The following is a 15,429-nucleotide window of genomic DNA, read 5'->3' as shown; positions in this document are numbered from 1 at the left end:
TGCGCAGCTCGCCTGGGCGTCGCGATACAGCGACATCGACAATCGTCGGTACAGTTTTTGAGGACTGCCTAGGTAATGGAGACTGTTCCCATCATAAGGATGTTTTGCCATGGACCCGAACAATCCCTATGCCGCCCCTCAGGTTGCATTGATCGATAAGCAAGCGCCGCAGAAGTTGCCGGGGTGGAGTGCTGGGCAGTTGCAGGTGCTGGGCTGGCTGAGCCTGGCAACGGTGACCGCTACGGTCGTGGCGCTGATTGCTGCCTTTTTCTCAGGAGGAGAGGAGGCCAGTACAGCGGGCAAGGTCGGAGATTGGCTGGGGACATCATCGACCATGCTGGGATGCTATCTACTGCTGCGTTTTAAAGCGTTTCTGGAGCAGCGGTTCGCTGCCACCAAGCTGACCGCATCGGTGTATTTGATCATTGTCACCAGTGCACTGAGCGAGATACTGCACTGGGTGTGGGGGGATGCCATCTTCATGAGATTGGGTTGGCAGGCGATGATCTACTTCGGTTTGCTGGCGCTGATGGGGCTGGCAACGATCTGGCTGGGTGCCATGCTGCTGAAGGTGAGAGATCCATATCCTGCCGTACGGGTAATGGCCTGGCTGGAGATCGCTGGCGGTATCATGGCCGCCACGGTGATTCTGATACTTCTGGCCATTATCCCGCTGCTGGCCGGCACCGTTGCATCAGCCGTGGTGTTCTTCCGCGGCGCCAAGGAGCTTGAGGGCTGTCAGGCGGCCTGACTCAGGTCTCGACGCCAACAAAGCGAGCCTTGCCCAGTGCCTGGTTGATTGCCAGCCAGGCCTGTACAGCTGGCTCGCCGGCCTCTTTGAACACCTTCGCCAGCAGCCTTGATTGCTCGCGGCGTAAAGCCTGCTCCAGCTTGGCGCCTGCGGCCGTAAGGCCGAGTTGGCGTTTGCGCTTGTCGTCGCTGGCGGCCACGCTCTCGACCATCGACATTTCCTGCAGCTGCCGCAACGGCGTGTTCAGCGCCTGCTTGGTCACGCCTAGGTAGCCGAGCAGCTCCTTCACGCTCAGCCCGGGGTGACGGGCGATGAAGAACAGGATGCGGTGATGCACGCGCGACAGACCACGGCGCGCCAGCATCTCGTCCGGCTTGGCGGTGAAGGCCTGGTAGCCGAAGAAGAAGGCTTCCATGGCGGCTTGCTGGGAACTTGGCTTTTTAAGGTCAAGCATATTGACGTATCCGTCCTGGCCGTCGTAGTTTCGGTCAAACAGTTTGACCCAATTTATCCTGCCTGTGCTACCGGTGACTCCCATGGCCTTCTCTGAACGCGTTGCCCGCCTGAAAAGCTCCCTGATCCGTGAAATTCTCGCTGCGGCGCAACGTCCGGAAGTGATGTCCTTTGCCGGAGGCCTGCCGGCCGAGCCGATGCTGCCGAAGGTGGACTGGAGCGAGATGCCGACTTCCATCGGCCAGTACGGCATGAGCGAGGGCGAGCCGGCGCTGCGTGAGGCCATCGCCGCCGAGGCCAACAAGCTGGGTGTGAAGTGCGATGCCAGTCAGGTGCTGATCGTCTGCGGCTCGCAGCAGACCCTGGATCTGGCCAGCAAGCTGTTTATCGATCCGGGTACCGAGATTCTGGTGGAAGCGCCGACCTACCTGGCCGCGCTGCAATCCTTCCAGCTGTTCGGTGCCGACTGCATCACCGTACCGCAGGAAGCCGATGGCCCTGAGCTGGAGGCCCTGCGCGAGCGCCTGCAGCAGCACAAACCGGCCTTCGCCTACCTGATTCCGACCTTCCAGAACCCGTCCGCCGTGCGCTACAGCGAGGCCAAGCGCGATGCCGTGGCGGCGCTGCTCGACGAGTTCAACGTCACCCTGATCGAGGACGAGCCGTACCGCGAGCTGGTGTTCGACGCCGGCAGCGCCACGCCCATCGTCAGCCGCCTGCAGCGCGCCAGCTGGATCTACACCGGTACCGTGTCGAAGACCCTGCTGCCGGGCCTGCGCGTCGGTTTCCTGATCGCCAGCCCAGACCTGTTCCCGCACCTGCTGCGCCTGAAGCAGGCTGCCGACCTGCACACCAACCGCATCGGCCAGTGGCAGGCGCTGCAATGGATCGGCACCGAGAAGTACCAGGCCCATCTGGCCGAGCTGCGCGACTTCTACCGCGTACGCCGCGATGCCATGCAGGTGGCGCTGGAAGAGCATTTCGGTGATCTGGCCACCTGGCAGGTGCCCCAGGGTGGCCTGTTCTTCTGGCTGACCCTCAAGAACAAGCTGGATACCCGTACGCTGCTGCAACCGGCCATGGCGCAGAACGTCGCCTTCATGCCGGGCGAGCCGTTCTTCACCGAGCCGGATGCCAACCCTGGCCATCTGCGGCTCAACTTCAGCCATGTGCCGCCGGAAAAGCTGGGCGAAGGTCTGCGCCGCCTGGCTGCCGTCATCCGTGAAGCACAAGGCGCTCTCGACGCTCAGGGAGGGCAATAGATATGCTCAAGGTCTACGGCGATTACCGTTCCGGCAACTGCTACAAGGTCAAGCTGATGCTCAATCTGCTTGGCCACCAGTACCAGTGGCTGCCGATCGACATCCTCAAGGGTGAGACCCAGACCGCGGAATTCCTGGCCAAGAATCCCAATGGCAAGATTCCGGTGCTGGAGCTGGAGGATGGCACCTTCCTCTGGGAGTCCAACGCCATCCTCAACTTCCTCGCCGATGGCAGCGCATTCATCCCCACCGAACCACGCCTGCGCACGCAGATGCTGCAGTGGCAGTTCTTCGAGCAATACAGCCATGAGCCCTATGTGGCAGTGGCGCGCTTCATCCAGCTCTACCAGGGGCTGCCGGAAGAGCGTCGCGCTGAGTATGAGCAATGCCACAAGGGCGGCTACAAGGCATTCAAGGTGATGGAGCAGCAGCTGCAGCGCACGCCGTACCTGGTGGGCGAGCAGTACACCATTGCCGATATCGCCCTGTATGCCTACACCCACGTGGCTCATGAGGGCGGCTTCGACCTGGCGGCTTTCCCGGCGATCAATGCCTGGCTCGACCGCGTTGCCAGCCATCCTCAGCACGCGCCCATGCTTGGCTGAGTGCTGCTCGGGCGGTCTCAAGACCGCCCGTTCCATTACCTAACGAGCGGCGAAGCGCTCGCCCAGGTAAGCGGCGATGGCTTTTGACTCGTAAAGCCAGCGCACCCCGGCCGACTCTTCTATGCGCAGGCATGGCACCTGCACCTTACCGCCCTGTTCCAGCAGCTCCTGACGGCTAGCTTCGTCGTTCTTCGCGTCACGCAGCACCACCGGCACGTTCAGGCGATGCAGGGCGCGGCGTGTCTTCACGCAGAACGGGCAGGCGTGAAACTGATACAGCGACAAACCGGCAGCTTCGTGCTCGACCTGTGCCTGAGCCTCGGGGCTGCGCTGCAGCTTGCGCGGACGAGTGATGAAGTCGAGAAAGATGATGATCTGGCCGAGGCCGATCCGCAGTGCCTTGATGAGCATCGCCGGTCATTCCTGGAATGATGAAAAGGGGCGGCAGGGTACCCCAGTTGCTCGACCTTGGCAGCGCCGGGTATCGACTCGCCGTCGATTTTCTTCGCTTGCGCTGGCGAGCCGGTGACTGGCGAACTAGCTTGCCACTGTCCGAACCACATGCGAGTGCCTGCCATGAGCCACCAGGGAAGTTGCCACTGCGGCAAGATCAGCTTCAGCGTGAGTGGCGAGATCGACAGTCTGACCGAGTGCAACTGCTCGCTGTGCAGCAAGCGTGGCGGCCTGCTCTGGTTCGTTGGTCGTGACCAGCTGCAACTGAAGTCGCCGGATGGCGATCTGCCGACCTATCGCTTCAACACCCTCAAGATTGCCCATCACTTCTGCGACGTGTGTGGTTGCTCGCCGTTCAGCGAGGCACCGGGGCCGGAGGGGCGACTGATGGCCGCGGTGAATGCGCGTTGCCTGGATGGCGTAGACCTATCGGGTCTGCCCATCGTGCCGTGGAACGGCCGCGACCACTGAAACATGAAAAAGCCGGCGCGAGGCCGGCTTTCTTTACCGCACGGAGGTTCAGTCCTTGATCAGGCTGAGGAACTCGCTGCGGGTGGCGGCATTCTCGCGGAACTCGCCGAGCATGACCGAGGTGACCATGGACGAGTTCTGCTTCTCCACGCCACGCATCATCATGCACATGTGCTGAGCCTCGATCACCACGGCCACGCCCAGTGCACCGGTGACCTGCTGGACGGCCTCGGCGATCTGCCGGCTGAGGTTTTCCTGGATCTGCAGGCGGCGGGCATACATGTCGACGATGCGCGCGACCTTCGACAGGCCCAGTACCTTGCCGCTGGGGATATAGGCCACATGCGCCTTGCCGATGAAGGGCAGCAGATGGTGTTCGCACAGCGAATACAGCTCGATGTTCTTTACCAGCACCATTTCACTATTGTCAGAGCTGAACAGCGCGCCGTTGGTGACTTCCTCCAGGGTCTGCTGGTAACCACGGCAGAGGTACTGCATCGCCTTGGCGGCGCGCTTCGGGGTGTCGAGCAGGCCCTCGCGGGAGACATCCTCACCGAGTTGGCCGAGGATCGCGGTGTACTGCTGGGCCAGTTTCTGAGTGCTAGATTCCATGGGGCTTCCAGGGCTATTTGAATAGTTCGGTACTGTCCAGGCTCTCTAACCCGGATAGTTGGCACCACGCGCGGGGCTGGACGCACTCGCAGTGGTCACGCAGGCAATTGAGCGCAGCATCATACCTGTCATCGAACTCATAGTCGCGCAGGGGCTTGTCGGCGGGGCGAGGCGTTCAATTTATCTGTAACAAGCGACAAGCCCAGCGGCTCGAAGGACATAGGGGTGCGCTGTTGCGCCCTTGATGGCGTGCAAACACGGTAAGCGGCCAAGGAGCCGAAGGAGAAGGGGCAATGAGTATTCCGTTTTGGTGTGTGTTTATCGCGGCGCTGCTGATCTATGCCGCCAAGCTGCCCGTCGCTCGTGCGATGAACGCCGAATCCGGTGGCTACGACAACCATAACCCCCGGGCCCAGCAGGCTCGACTGACCGGCCTAGGAGCAAGGGCGCACGCGGCGCACCTCAACAGCATCGAGATGTTCCCGCTGTTCGCCGCCGGAGTGCTGATGGCTCATACCACCGAGGTCTTCGGTTGGTGGGTCGACTTGCTGGCGATTCTATTCATTGTCGCTCGCGTACTGTACCTGGCGTTCTACTGGCGGGATCTGGCCTGGCAGCGCTCGCTGGTCTGGACCGTCGCTCTGGTCTGCTGCCTGCTGCTCATGCTGAGCCCGGCCATACGCTGGCTGCTGGTCATGCCCTGAAACGAACAAGGCCCGCATAGCGGGCCTTGTGGGTTAAGAGAGGTTAGGTCAGCGACCGTCGATGGCATCCTTGGCTTCGTCGCCAGCATCCTCCATGGCGTCGGCTGCATCATCGGCCGCGTCCTGCAGTCGCTCCCCGGTAGTCGGCTCATGGCCAGTGGCTTGATCGATCTTCTTCTCGGCAGCTTCGCCAGTGTTCTCGACGGCATCTCCTATCGATTCAATGGCTTCGGAAACATCCTCCTTGGCTGACTCCATCTTGTCTTCCGGGGTCTTTTCGCAGGCTGCCAGGCCAAGTGCCATGGCGAGGAGCAGGGCATAGGTAAGCGGCTTTTGCACGGTTTGATCTCCTTGTCGATGCGAATGCGGTAAGTGCTGCATCCGTATCGCTTGGAGCGAAGCGGCAGGAAGGAAGTTCCAGATACGACAATGCCCGCGACTGGCGTGGGCATTGTCGTCGGAATCGCTATTGCTGTTGCTGGCCGGCAGGCGGTGGAGTGGTCGGCATGGTGGGGGCGGCGGGTGGTGCCCCATTTTCCTTGGCTCGCTCCTGAGCGGCCTCATCTGCCGCGCGGGCTGCATCATTGCTGTGCTCGGCAGCATCTTTCAGCGACTCACGTGCTTCTGACTGGGCCTCGCGGGCCTCTTCGGCCTTGTCTTCCGAGGGTTTGTCGCAGGCGGCGAGACCAAGGGTGGCGGCGAGCATGAACGCATAGGCAAGGGGTTTGTGCATGGGGATTCTCCTTGTGGATAAGGCCATCGGTGTTTCGAGGTGAGGCCGCAGGAGATGGTTCAGACTGTTTTTGCTGTGGCTGTATCGAGCTCGACGGCGACGCTATCATGCTCGGCTTTCCCCATCGCCACGAGGTATCGACGATGAGCGACAACTCCATTCTGCTGCGTGCCGAGCGGTTTCTTTCGGCACTGCGCCATGGTCAGGTGCTGGGCATCAGCGTGCATGAGGCTACGCCCGACGGGCTGACCCTGCGCCTACCGTACAGCCCCCGCATCATCGGCAACCCCGAGAGCGGCGTCATTCACGGTGGCGCCATCACCACGCTGATGGACACTACCTGCGGAATCTCTACCGTCTGCGTGCTGCCAGAGTTCGAGATATGTCCGACCCTCGATCTGCGTATCGACTACATGCATCCGGCTGAGCCGTACAAGGATGTATACGGTTTCGCCGAGTGCTACCGGGTGACCGAGAACGTGATCTTCACTCGTGGCTACGCCTATCAGGATGATCCGTCTGAGCCGATCGCCCATGTGGTCGGTGCTTTTATGCGCATGGGCAAACCCGGCGACTTGAAGAACTCCGGGCGGGGGAACGTATGATGGACGCGCCCAACTTCAATGCTCTGGTACGCGAAGCACGCGAGAAGAACGACTATGACTCCTTGATAGGGCTGATCCCATATGCGCGCCTGATCGGTGTTGAGTGCCTGCGCTTGGGTGATGACATGGTCTTCCGCCTGCCGGCCAACAAGGACAACATTGGCAACCCGACTCTGCCGGCGCTGCACGGGGGTGTCATCGCCGGATTCATGGAACACTCGGCCATGCTTCATCTGCTGATGTTCATGGGCATCCCACATTTGCCGAAAATCATCGACTTCTCGATAGATTACCTGCGCGCCGGTCATTATCGTGACACCTATGCCCAGTGCCAGGTCTGGCGCCAGGGTCGCCGGGTGGCCAACGTCGCCATCACGGCCTGGCAGACAAGCCAGAGCGAACCCATCGCCACGGCTCGCGCCCATTTCAAGGTCGATGAACCCTGATGATGCGGCGGGCCATCGAATAACGACAAGGAATACCGAATGGATGCGCTGTTGATCCTCGGCGGCCTGCTGCTGATTCTTTCCGGCCTGGTCTGGCTGGTCATGCGGGCCTTCTCCACCAGCCTGCTGTGGGGGTGGGGTAGCCTGATTCCACCTATCACACTGATCTACGTGCTGCGCCATTGGCGTACTGCGCGCAACGCCGTCGGGCTTGCGGCGCTGGGCGTTATTCCCCTGGTGGTGGGCATGGTACTGATGGCCACCCAGGATGCCGCGCGTCTGGAGGCCATTCTCAGTCTGCGATGGCTCAAGGAGCCGCCTGCAGCGCCGGCCGAGCTGCAGATACGCCTGTATGGAGAGCTCAATGGCCAACCGTTCTCCCCGCAATATGCCGAGTTGGTCGACGGCGTACTCAGCCTGCGAGAGGGTGAGGATTTCTTTGCTCGACGCGAGGTGAAGATTCGCCTGCCGCAGACGCAGCCGAAGGCGCCAGTGAAACTGGATGTGCTTCCTGAGGACGAAGGTCAACTGCCCGAGGTCGAGATCAGCTGGTTGCTCCCCGAGCAGGATCTGCCCGAGGCACGCCGGCTGAACAAGGGCTATACCTTGCACCTTGACCTGCAGGTGCTGCCGCCGAACAAGCTGCACGGCGACTTCCACCTGGTGCTTCCACCATCCTTCCAGACCGGCCTGAGTGGACAGTTGGAGTTGTTCGCCGACCGCCTGCGTTATAAGGATGGTCGCCTGGACACCCATTTCGACTCTCGCGAGACCCTGACCAAAGTCGTCGAGGACCATTTGCAGCGGCGGTTCGCTACTCGTCTGGTGCAGTTGGCCGCGCTGCCCGAAGTGGGCTTCCCCGCCGATCGGTTACCGTTGAGCGTGCAGGCCAAGGTCAATGGCAGTGAACAGCGTCTGGAGCTGGTACTGGAGAAAGGCTCGCGCGGCTGGCAGGTGCAAGGCGACAACTATCCGACGCTGGCCGAGGCTCGAGCCGTAGAGACGGCCAAACCGGTAGCCGCTACGGAGGCGGCGGCTCCAGTGGTGCAGGTTGCGCGCCCTGCGTTGGACCGCCGCCAGCGTTTCTCGCTGCCGCGTCTGCAGCGCAACCCTGAGCAGTACCGCACCCTCGCCATGCGCGTGAGCAAGGCCGGCGGCGGCACGGTGGAAGGTCGCTTCATCGGTGTGGACACGGACGGGAGTATCCGTCTGAGCCAGCAGTTAGGCGTCGGTGGCGGCCAAGCCAGCTTCAGTTTCAAGCCGGAAGAGATCGCCAGGATCGAATTGTTGGAGCCGTGATTTCTCCAAGGCCTTGAAATCTCTCTTGAACTCCCCATTTGTATGACATCCGCCGCAATCACGCGGCCTGTCATGCATGTGGAGTTCGACGACCATGAGTGTGGAAACTCAAAAAGAAACCCTGGGCTTCCAGACCGAAGTGAAGCAACTGCTTCACCTGATGATCCATTCCTTGTATTCCAACAAGGAAATCTTCCTCCGTGAGCTGATCTCCAACGCCTCCGACGCCGCCGACAAGCTGCGCTTCGAGGCGCTGGCCAAGCCGGAGCTGCTCGAAGGCGGCGCCGAGCTGAAGATCCGTCTGAGCTTCGACAAGGACGCCAAGACCGTCACCCTCGAAGACAACGGCATCGGCATGAGCCGCGAGGAAGTGATCGCGCACCTCGGCACCATCGCCAAGTCCGGCACCGCCGACTTCATGAAGAACCTCACCGGCGACCAGAAGAAGGACTCGCACCTGATCGGTCAGTTCGGCGTCGGCTTCTACTCGGCCTTCATCGTTGCCGACAAGGTCGACGTGTTCACCCGTCGCGCCGGCAGCCCGGCCAGCGAAGGCGTGCACTGGTCGTCGAAGGGCGAGGGCGACTTCGAAGTCGCCACTATCGACAAGGTCGAGCGCGGCACTCGCATCGTTTTGCACCTGAAGAGTGGCGAAGAAGAGTTCGCCGATGGCTGGCGCCTGCGCAACGTGGTCAAGAAGTACTCCGACCACATTGCTCTGCCGATCGAACTGCCGAAAGACCCCATCTCTTCTCAAGAGCACGGTGAAGAGGCCGACAAGCCGGCCGAGCAGGAGTGGGAGACCGTCAACCGCGCCAGCGCGCTGTGGACCCGCGGCCGTACCGAGGTGAAGGACGAGGAGTACCAGGAGTTCTACAAGCACGTCGCCCATGACTTCGAGAACCCGCTGTCCTGGAGCCACAACAAGGTCGAGGGCAAGCTGGAATACACCTCGCTGCTCTACGTGCCGGGCCGCGCGCCGTTCGACCTGTACCAGCGCGAAGCGCCGAAGGGCCTGAAGCTGTACGTGCAGCGCGTGTTCATCATGGATCAGGCCGACGAGTTCCTGCCGCTGTACCTGCGCTTCATCAAGGGCGTGGTCGACTCCAACGACCTGTCGCTGAACGTCTCCCGCGAGATCCTGCAGAAGGATCCGGTGATCGACGCCATGAAGTCGGCACTGACCAAGCGTGTGCTGGACATGCTGGAGAAGCTGGCGAAGAACGAGCCCGAGCAGTACAAGCAGTTCTGGAAGGCCTTCGGCCAGGTGCTGAAGGAGGGCCCGGCGGAAGACTTCGCCAACAAGGAGAAAATCGCCGGCCTGCTGCGCTTCGCCTCCACCCAGGGCGACGATGGCGAGCAGTCCGTGGGCCTGGCCGACTACATCGGCCGCATGAAGGAAGGCCAGGACAAGGTCTACTTCCTCACCGGCGAGACCTTTGCGCAGATCAAGAACAGCCCGCACCTGGAAGTCTTCCGCAAGAAAGGCATCGAAGTGCTGCTGCTCACCGACCGCATCGACGAGTGGCTGATGAGCTACCTGACCGAGTTCGACGGCAAGCACTTCGTCGACGTGGCGCGTGGCGACCTGGACCTGGGCAAGCTGGACTCGGAAGAGGACAAGAAGGCTCAGGAAGAAGTGGCCAAGGCCAAGGAAGGGCTGCTGGAGCGCCTCAAGGGCGCGCTGGGCGAGCAGGTCGCCGAGGTGCGCGTGTCGCATCGCCTGACTGACTCGCCGGCAATCCTCGCCATTGGTGAACAGGACCTGGGCCTGCAGATGCGCCAGATCCTCGAAGCCAGCGGGCAGAAGGTACCGGACGCCAAGCCGATCTTCGAGATCAACCCGCAGCACCCGCTGATCGAGAAGCTGGATGCCGAGGCCGACGAAGATCGTTTTGCCGACCTGTCGCACATCCTCTTCGACCAGGCCGCCCTGGCCGCTGGCGACAGCCTGAAGGACCCGGCCGCCTATGTGCAGCGTCTGAACAAGCTGCTGGTCGAGCTCTCCGCCTGACCCATAGCTTGCTGCCACGGGGCCCGCTTCGGCGGGCCTCGTCGTTTCTACCTCCGGTCGATTCTACTGGCGCGGTGCCATTATTGAGCTTGACCGATGCGTCACGCCCGGTAGGCTAGGCTCTGCGTGAACCCCGCTTTCTCACCTGTCGTTCCGGTGACCCGCGCCCTGGGTCGTCGCTGGTGCCTGCATGAATTATCTGACCACGTTCTTCCTCGACAACGCCGATCCCAGCCTGTTGCTGCAGGGGACTTACAACCCCTGGCTGGTGCTGCTGTCGCTGGCCATCGCCACCTTCACGTCGGGCATGGCCCTGCAGGTGGCGGGCATGGCGCGTCTGAGCAAGAACACCTTCTACCGGCAGACGGCACTGCTCACCGGTTCGCTGGCCCTGGGCGGTGGCGTATGGGCGATGCACTTCATTGGCATGCTGGCGTTCCAGCTGTGCTCGCCGGTCAGCTATTCGCCGGGGGTGACGCTACTGTCGTTGCTGCCGAGCCTGGGCGCTTCGTGGGTGGCCTTGCAACTGCTGGCCATGCGCAAGGTCACGCGACTCCAATTGATTGGCAGTGGCGTACTGGTGGGCGCCGGTATCGGTGCCATGCACTACAGCGGCATGGCCGCGATGCGCATGTCGCCACTGCTGCGTTATGACCCGGAAATCTTTGCGCTGTCGATCCTGGTGGCCGTGGCCCTGGCGATTGTCGCCCTGTGGGTGCGCTTCGGCCTGCGTGGAAAGCTGTCTTCCGGTAAGGCAATCATGGTCAGCGGCCTGGTCATGGGCCTAGCCATCAGTGGCATGCACTACACCGGCATGGCTGCGGCGCGGTTCGTCGGCGTTGCCGCGCCGATCACGGGGGAGGGCAACTACAGCCTTTTCCTGGCCTTGGCGGTCGCACTGATCACCGTCTCGCTGACGATCTTCGTGGCTGGGGTCAATGGACTGCTGCGCTATCGCCAGCTGTTCTTCCAGATACAGGGCAACGAGGCGCGTTTGCGCGCGATCCTGGAAACGGCAGTGGACGGCGTGGTGATCATCGATGACCAAGGTGTGATCGAGGGCATGAACGCCGCCGCAGAGCGCCTGTATGGCTGGGACAAGCGCGACCTGATCGGCCAGAACATCGACAAGGTCATTCCCGAATCCTATCGGCAGGGCATGGCGGACTACCTGCCGCGTCTACTCAATACCGGTACCAGCCAGATCATTGGTGGTAGCCGTGAGGTGGAGTTGCTGCGCAAGGACGGAACCGAGCTGCCGATCCGCCTGGCTGTCGGCCATGCCAGGCTGCCGGGCAAGACGCTGTTCGTCGGCTTCATCAGCGATATCAGCGAGCGCATTGCCATGGAGCGGGCGATGCGTGAGAGCGAGCGGCAATACCGCTCACTGATCGGCAACATCCCGGGCGTCGCGTTCCGCTGCAGCCTGGATAACGACTGGAGCATGGTGTTCGTCAGCGATGCGGTGGAAGCACTGACTGGCTGGTCGGCGGCGGAGTTCATCGCGGGCCGGCGCTTCTTCACCGAGCTGATCAATGTGGACGATCAGGCGCGGATCAACGATCCGGTGCGCGAGGCCGTGCTGGCCGGTCGCAGCTATCAGGTTGAATACCGCCTGATTCGAAAGGACGGCAGTGAGGTATGGGTCTGGGAGGGAGGCAGCGGCATGACCGACGAGGACGGCGTACCGCGCTGGATCGACGGTGTCATGCTGGATATCACCGAGAGCAAACTGCGCAACGCCGAGTTCGAGGGCACGGTGAACGCAATCAACCGTGCCGTGTCGGTCATCGAGTTCGACCTGCAGGGTCATGTGCTCAACGCCAACCGCAACTTCCTCGATCTGATGGGCTACGAGCTGGAAGAGATCCAGGGCCAGCATCACCGCATCTTCTGCGAGCAGGAATACGTCGACACCCTTGAGTACTGCGACTTCTGGGAGCGGCTGTCGCGTGGCGAACTCGACAGCGGCGAGTACCTGCGGCTGGCCAAGGGCGGCCGCGAGGTGTGGATCCAGGCGTCTTACAACCCGATCTTCGATGCCGATGGCGAGCCGTTCAAGGTGATCAAGTTCGCGACCGACCTCAGCGAACGGCGGGAGATGGAGGAAGCCCTGCGCAACGCCAAGGAGCACGCTGAGCAGGCCGCGGCTTCGAAGACCACTTTCCTGGCCAACATGAGCCATGAGATCCGCACGCCGATGAACGCCATCATCGGCTTCACCGAACTGCTGCTTGGCACCCGTCTCGACACACAGCAGCGCCGCCACCTGAGTACTGTGCGACAGTCGGCACGCTCGCTGCTTGGTCTGCTCAACGACATTCTCGATACCGCCAAGCTCGAACGGGGGGCGGTTGAGCTGGAGCACATGGATTTCTCCCTGCGCGAGCTGTGCGAGCAGGTCTGCGACTCACTGCGTCTAGGCGCCGAGGCCAAGGGCCTGAGCCTGAGCCTGGATTATCAGACAAGCCTCGGTGATCACTTCAAGGGCGACTCGCTGCGCATCCAGCAGGTGCTGACCAATCTGGTGGGTAACGCGGTGAAGTTCACCGAAACCGGCTGGGTGCGCCTGGAGGTGAGCGGCGAGCCGGGTAGGGTAGAGCTCTCCGTTCGAGACAGTGGCATCGGCATCGCCGATGATCGCTTGCAGCGTATCTTCGACCCCTTCGCCCAGGCCGACGCATCCATGAGCCGGCGCTTCGGAGGAACCGGGCTGGGGACCACCATTGCTCGTCAGCTTACCGAGCTGATGGGCGGGCGCATCACGGTGGAGAGTCGCCTGGGCATGGGCAGCGTATTCCATGTGCACCTGCCGCTGCAGGCCGGTGAGGCCCAGTCGGACAAAGTCGAAATCAGGGGCGCGGCACTGCCGGTGCTGAAGATCCTGGCTGCCGATGACGTACCACAGAATATCGAGCTGCTCAGCCTGACCCTTAGCGCATTGGGCCATCACGTCACCACCGTCAACGATGGCGAGCAGGCCGTGGCCGCATTCGTCGATGGCCAGTTCGATGTCCTGTTGATGGATGTGCAGATGCCGCGCCTGGACGGCCTGGAGGCCACCCGGCGCATCCGCCAGCATGAGCAGGCCAATGGTCTTGCGGCGACGCCCATCATCGCCCTGACCGCTAGCGTACTGGAGCAGGACCGTCGGGCCGCTCGTGAGGCGGGCATGGACGGCTTTGCCTCAAAGCCACTGGAGATGGACAAGCTTCTGGCCGAGATCGCGCATGTCATCGGGGTGCAGACCGCACCGCATGAGCCGAGCTCAGCTGTTGAGCACCATCCCGACGTAGATATCGATTGGGTGCGAGGCCTGCAATTATGGGGGAACGATGTGGCGATGGTGGCGGCCATCCGCCGCTTCCTTGACGAGCATCTGGGCAGCTGTGTCCAGGTCGAACGTTTGCTGCACGGGGGCGAGCAGTTGGCGGCCATTGAGCTGGTCCACCGCCTGCGCGGCGCCGCAGCCAACCTGGCCCTGCTGCGTACCAGTCGTCTGGCCGGCCAGTTGGAGCATGCGCTCAAGGGGGCAGTACCGGCCTCGGTGGAGGAGCTGCTGGCCAATTTGTCGAAAGCGCTGATCGATCTCCTGCCGCAATTGCCGGAGTCCGAGGCTACAGTGGAGTTCGACGCTGCCGACACACTGTCCACGGACGAACTGCTGGCCCTGGTGAAACAGCTGCGTACCGCGTTGCAACACGGCGAACTGGACGAGCAGGCCCTGAAACACCTGGTTTCCTCGCTGGCGGCGCTGACGCAGCAGGCGCGGGCTGAAGCCCTGGAGGGGGCGATAGACGATTTCGAATTCGAGCGTGCCGATGCACTGCTGGCTGACCTGTTCGGCTGGCTGGAGCAGAAGGCCGGAGCAAACATCTGATGAGCAACACCCCCGACGCCCGCCCGAAACTGCTACTGGTGGATGACGAGCCGACCAACCTACAGGTGCTGCGGCAGATCCTGCAGGACGATTATCGGCTGCTGTTCGCCAAGGACGGTGAAAAGGCGCTGGAACTGGCCGAGCGCGAGAGCCCGGCGCTGATCCTGCTCGACGTGATGATGCCAGGCATGACCGGCCACGAAGTGTGCACTCGCCTGAAGGCCCAGCCTAGTACCTCAGCCATTCCAGTGATCTTCGTGACTGCGCTGGCCGATGTGGATGATGAGGCCAAGGGCTTCGAGGTCGGCGCTGTAGACTACATCACCAAACCGGTGAGCCCGCCCATCGTGCGGGCGAGGGTGCGCACCCATCTGTCGCTGGTACGAGTCGACGAACTGCACCAGACACGCCTGCAGATCGTCCAGCGCCTCGGCCTGGCGGCGGAGTACAAGGACAACGAAACCGGCCTGCACGTCATTCGCATGAGCTATTACACCCATATCCTGGCCAGGGCTGTCGGCCTGGACGAGAGAGCGGCCGATGATCTGCTCAATGCGGCTCCAATGCATGACGTGGGCAAGATCGGTATCCCCGATGCCATCCTGCAGAAGGCTGGAAAGCTGGACGACTCGGAGTGGGCGGTCATGCGCAACCATGCACAGATTGGTGCCGAGATCATCGGCGAGCATGATTCACGCCTGTTGCGGATGGCTCGCAGCATAGCGCTGACGCACCATGAGAAGTGGGATGGCAGCGGCTATCCAAATGGCCTGAAAGGTACGGAGATTCCGCTGGAGGGACGCATCGTCGCCATTGCCGATGTGTTCGACGCCCTTACCAGCGTGCGTCCCTATAAACCAGCCTGGTCGGTAGAAGAGGCAGTCGCCTTGTTGCGCCGTGAGAGCGGCAACCATTTCGACCCTGAGCTGGTGGAGCTGTTTCTCGCCCAGATGCCGGCAATCCTGGAGATCAAGGAGCGCTGGGCCGAGATGGAGTAGATCTATTGCGATTGATTACACGTAGCGTGGTGAAACCTGCATTCGAGGCTTGGCTCATTGTCTGATGGTCCGAGCTATTTCGATTTACCAGGTGATCAGCCAGAGCGATTGTGATTGGGTTATCGAGCATGAAGAAAAGGAGC

Annotated in this window: 16 protein-coding genes; 11 read left to right on the top strand and 5 right to left on the bottom strand. The window is 62.0% G+C overall.

Translation table 11 applies throughout. From position 1 onward, the window contains the following. The first annotated feature begins 109 nt into the window (after positions 1–109). Positions 110–751 (top strand): hypothetical protein, encoded by a 642-nt coding sequence (locus IB234_RS16900; protein WP_192319984.1) that lies wholly within the window; start codon positions 110–112, stop codon positions 749–751. A gap of 1 nt (position 752) precedes the next feature. Here the strand turns inward: IB234_RS16900 and IB234_RS16895 are convergent, their stop codons facing one another. Then, on the bottom strand, positions 753–1,205 hold the full coding sequence (locus tag IB234_RS16895) for a MarR family winged helix-turn-helix transcriptional regulator (RefSeq protein WP_192319982.1): 453 nt from the start codon (positions 1,203–1,205) through the stop codon (positions 753–755). An 82-nt stretch (positions 1,206–1,287) separates the two neighbouring features. On the opposite strand from IB234_RS16895, the gene IB234_RS16890 reads away from it, so the two are divergent. Then, positions 1,288–2,466: a PLP-dependent aminotransferase family protein gene (locus tag IB234_RS16890; protein WP_192319979.1), complete on the top strand. Its 1,179-nt coding sequence runs from the start codon at positions 1,288–1,290 to the stop codon at positions 2,464–2,466. A 2-nt stretch (positions 2,467–2,468) separates the two neighbouring features. Continuing rightward, positions 2,469–3,071 carry a glutathione S-transferase family protein gene (locus IB234_RS16885; protein WP_192319977.1) on the top strand — a complete coding sequence of 201 codons (603 nt, stop codon included), beginning with the start codon at positions 2,469–2,471 and terminating at the stop codon, positions 3,069–3,071. A 39-nt stretch (positions 3,072–3,110) separates the two neighbouring features. Here IB234_RS16885 and IB234_RS16880 read toward each other — a convergent pair whose 3' ends face one another. Then, entirely contained in the window at positions 3,111–3,482 is a 372-nt protein-coding gene (locus tag IB234_RS16880) for a glutaredoxin domain-containing protein (RefSeq protein WP_192319975.1), read from the bottom strand. Positions 3,483–3,647: 165 nt separating this feature from the next. Between IB234_RS16880 and IB234_RS16875 the strand changes: the two genes are divergently transcribed. Further along, the gene (locus IB234_RS16875) at positions 3,648–3,995 is read left to right on the top strand and encodes a GFA family protein (RefSeq protein WP_192319973.1); all 348 of its coding nucleotides are present in this window, start codon (positions 3,648–3,650) and stop codon (positions 3,993–3,995) included. Positions 3,996–4,043: 48 nt separating this feature from the next. Here the strand turns inward: IB234_RS16875 and folE are convergent, their stop codons facing one another. Then, positions 4,044–4,607, bottom strand: a complete 564-nt coding sequence (gene folE / locus IB234_RS16870; RefSeq protein ID WP_192319971.1) for a GTP cyclohydrolase I FolE — start codon at positions 4,605–4,607, stop codon at positions 4,044–4,046. A gap of 293 nt (positions 4,608–4,900) precedes the next feature. On the opposite strand from folE, the gene IB234_RS16865 reads away from it, so the two are divergent. Further along, the gene (locus tag IB234_RS16865) at positions 4,901–5,311 is read left to right on the top strand and encodes an MAPEG family protein (RefSeq protein WP_192319969.1); all 411 of its coding nucleotides are present in this window, start codon (positions 4,901–4,903) and stop codon (positions 5,309–5,311) included. 48 nt (positions 5,312–5,359) lie between these two features. Here the strand turns inward: IB234_RS16865 and IB234_RS16860 are convergent, their stop codons facing one another. Together IB234_RS16860 and IB234_RS16855 are read right to left on the bottom strand one after the other, a co-directional pair. Continuing rightward, complete coding sequence (locus tag IB234_RS16860; RefSeq protein WP_192319967.1) at positions 5,360–5,650, bottom strand: hypothetical protein; 291 nt, start codon at positions 5,648–5,650, stop codon at positions 5,360–5,362. 127 nt (positions 5,651–5,777) lie between these two features. After that, positions 5,778–6,044 (bottom strand): hypothetical protein, encoded by a 267-nt coding sequence (locus IB234_RS16855; protein WP_192319965.1) that lies wholly within the window; start codon positions 6,042–6,044, stop codon positions 5,778–5,780. A 143-nt stretch (positions 6,045–6,187) separates the two neighbouring features. Between IB234_RS16855 and IB234_RS16850 the strand changes: the two genes are divergently transcribed. The 6 genes from IB234_RS16850 (at position 6,188) to IB234_RS16825 (ending at position 15,286) form a co-directional block, all read left to right on the top strand. Then, on the top strand, positions 6,188–6,649 hold the full coding sequence (locus IB234_RS16850; RefSeq protein ID WP_192319963.1) for a PaaI family thioesterase: 462 nt from the start codon (positions 6,188–6,190) through the stop codon (positions 6,647–6,649). Continuing rightward, on the top strand, positions 6,649–7,095 hold the full coding sequence (locus tag IB234_RS16845; protein WP_192319961.1) for a PaaI family thioesterase: 447 nt from the start codon (positions 6,649–6,651) through the stop codon (positions 7,093–7,095). The genes IB234_RS16850 and IB234_RS16845 overlap by 1 nt, the downstream gene beginning before the upstream one ends. Before the next feature lie 39 nt (positions 7,096–7,134). Further along, positions 7,135–8,394 carry an MFS transporter gene (locus IB234_RS16840; RefSeq protein ID WP_192319959.1) on the top strand — a complete coding sequence of 420 codons (1,260 nt, stop codon included), beginning with the start codon at positions 7,135–7,137 and terminating at the stop codon, positions 8,392–8,394. Between the two features lie 94 nt (positions 8,395–8,488). Continuing rightward, positions 8,489–10,408 carry a molecular chaperone HtpG gene (gene htpG / locus IB234_RS16835; protein WP_192319957.1) on the top strand — a complete coding sequence of 640 codons (1,920 nt, stop codon included), beginning with the start codon at positions 8,489–8,491 and terminating at the stop codon, positions 10,406–10,408. A gap of 190 nt (positions 10,409–10,598) precedes the next feature. After that, complete coding sequence (locus tag IB234_RS16830) at positions 10,599–14,288, top strand: PAS domain S-box protein (protein WP_192319955.1); 3,690 nt, start codon at positions 10,599–10,601, stop codon at positions 14,286–14,288. Further along, positions 14,288–15,286: a two-component system response regulator gene (locus IB234_RS16825; protein WP_192319953.1), complete on the top strand. Its 999-nt coding sequence runs from the start codon at positions 14,288–14,290 to the stop codon at positions 15,284–15,286. Before IB234_RS16830 ends, IB234_RS16825 begins: the two co-directional genes overlap by 1 nt. The last annotated feature ends 143 nt before the right edge of the window (positions 15,287–15,429 follow it).

It is taken from the genome of Pseudomonas sp. PDM16, assembly GCF_014851865.1.
GTDB lineage: Bacteria > Pseudomonadota > Gammaproteobacteria > Pseudomonadales > Pseudomonadaceae > Aquipseudomonas.
This window is presented reverse-complemented; position numbering and strand designations above follow the sequence as displayed.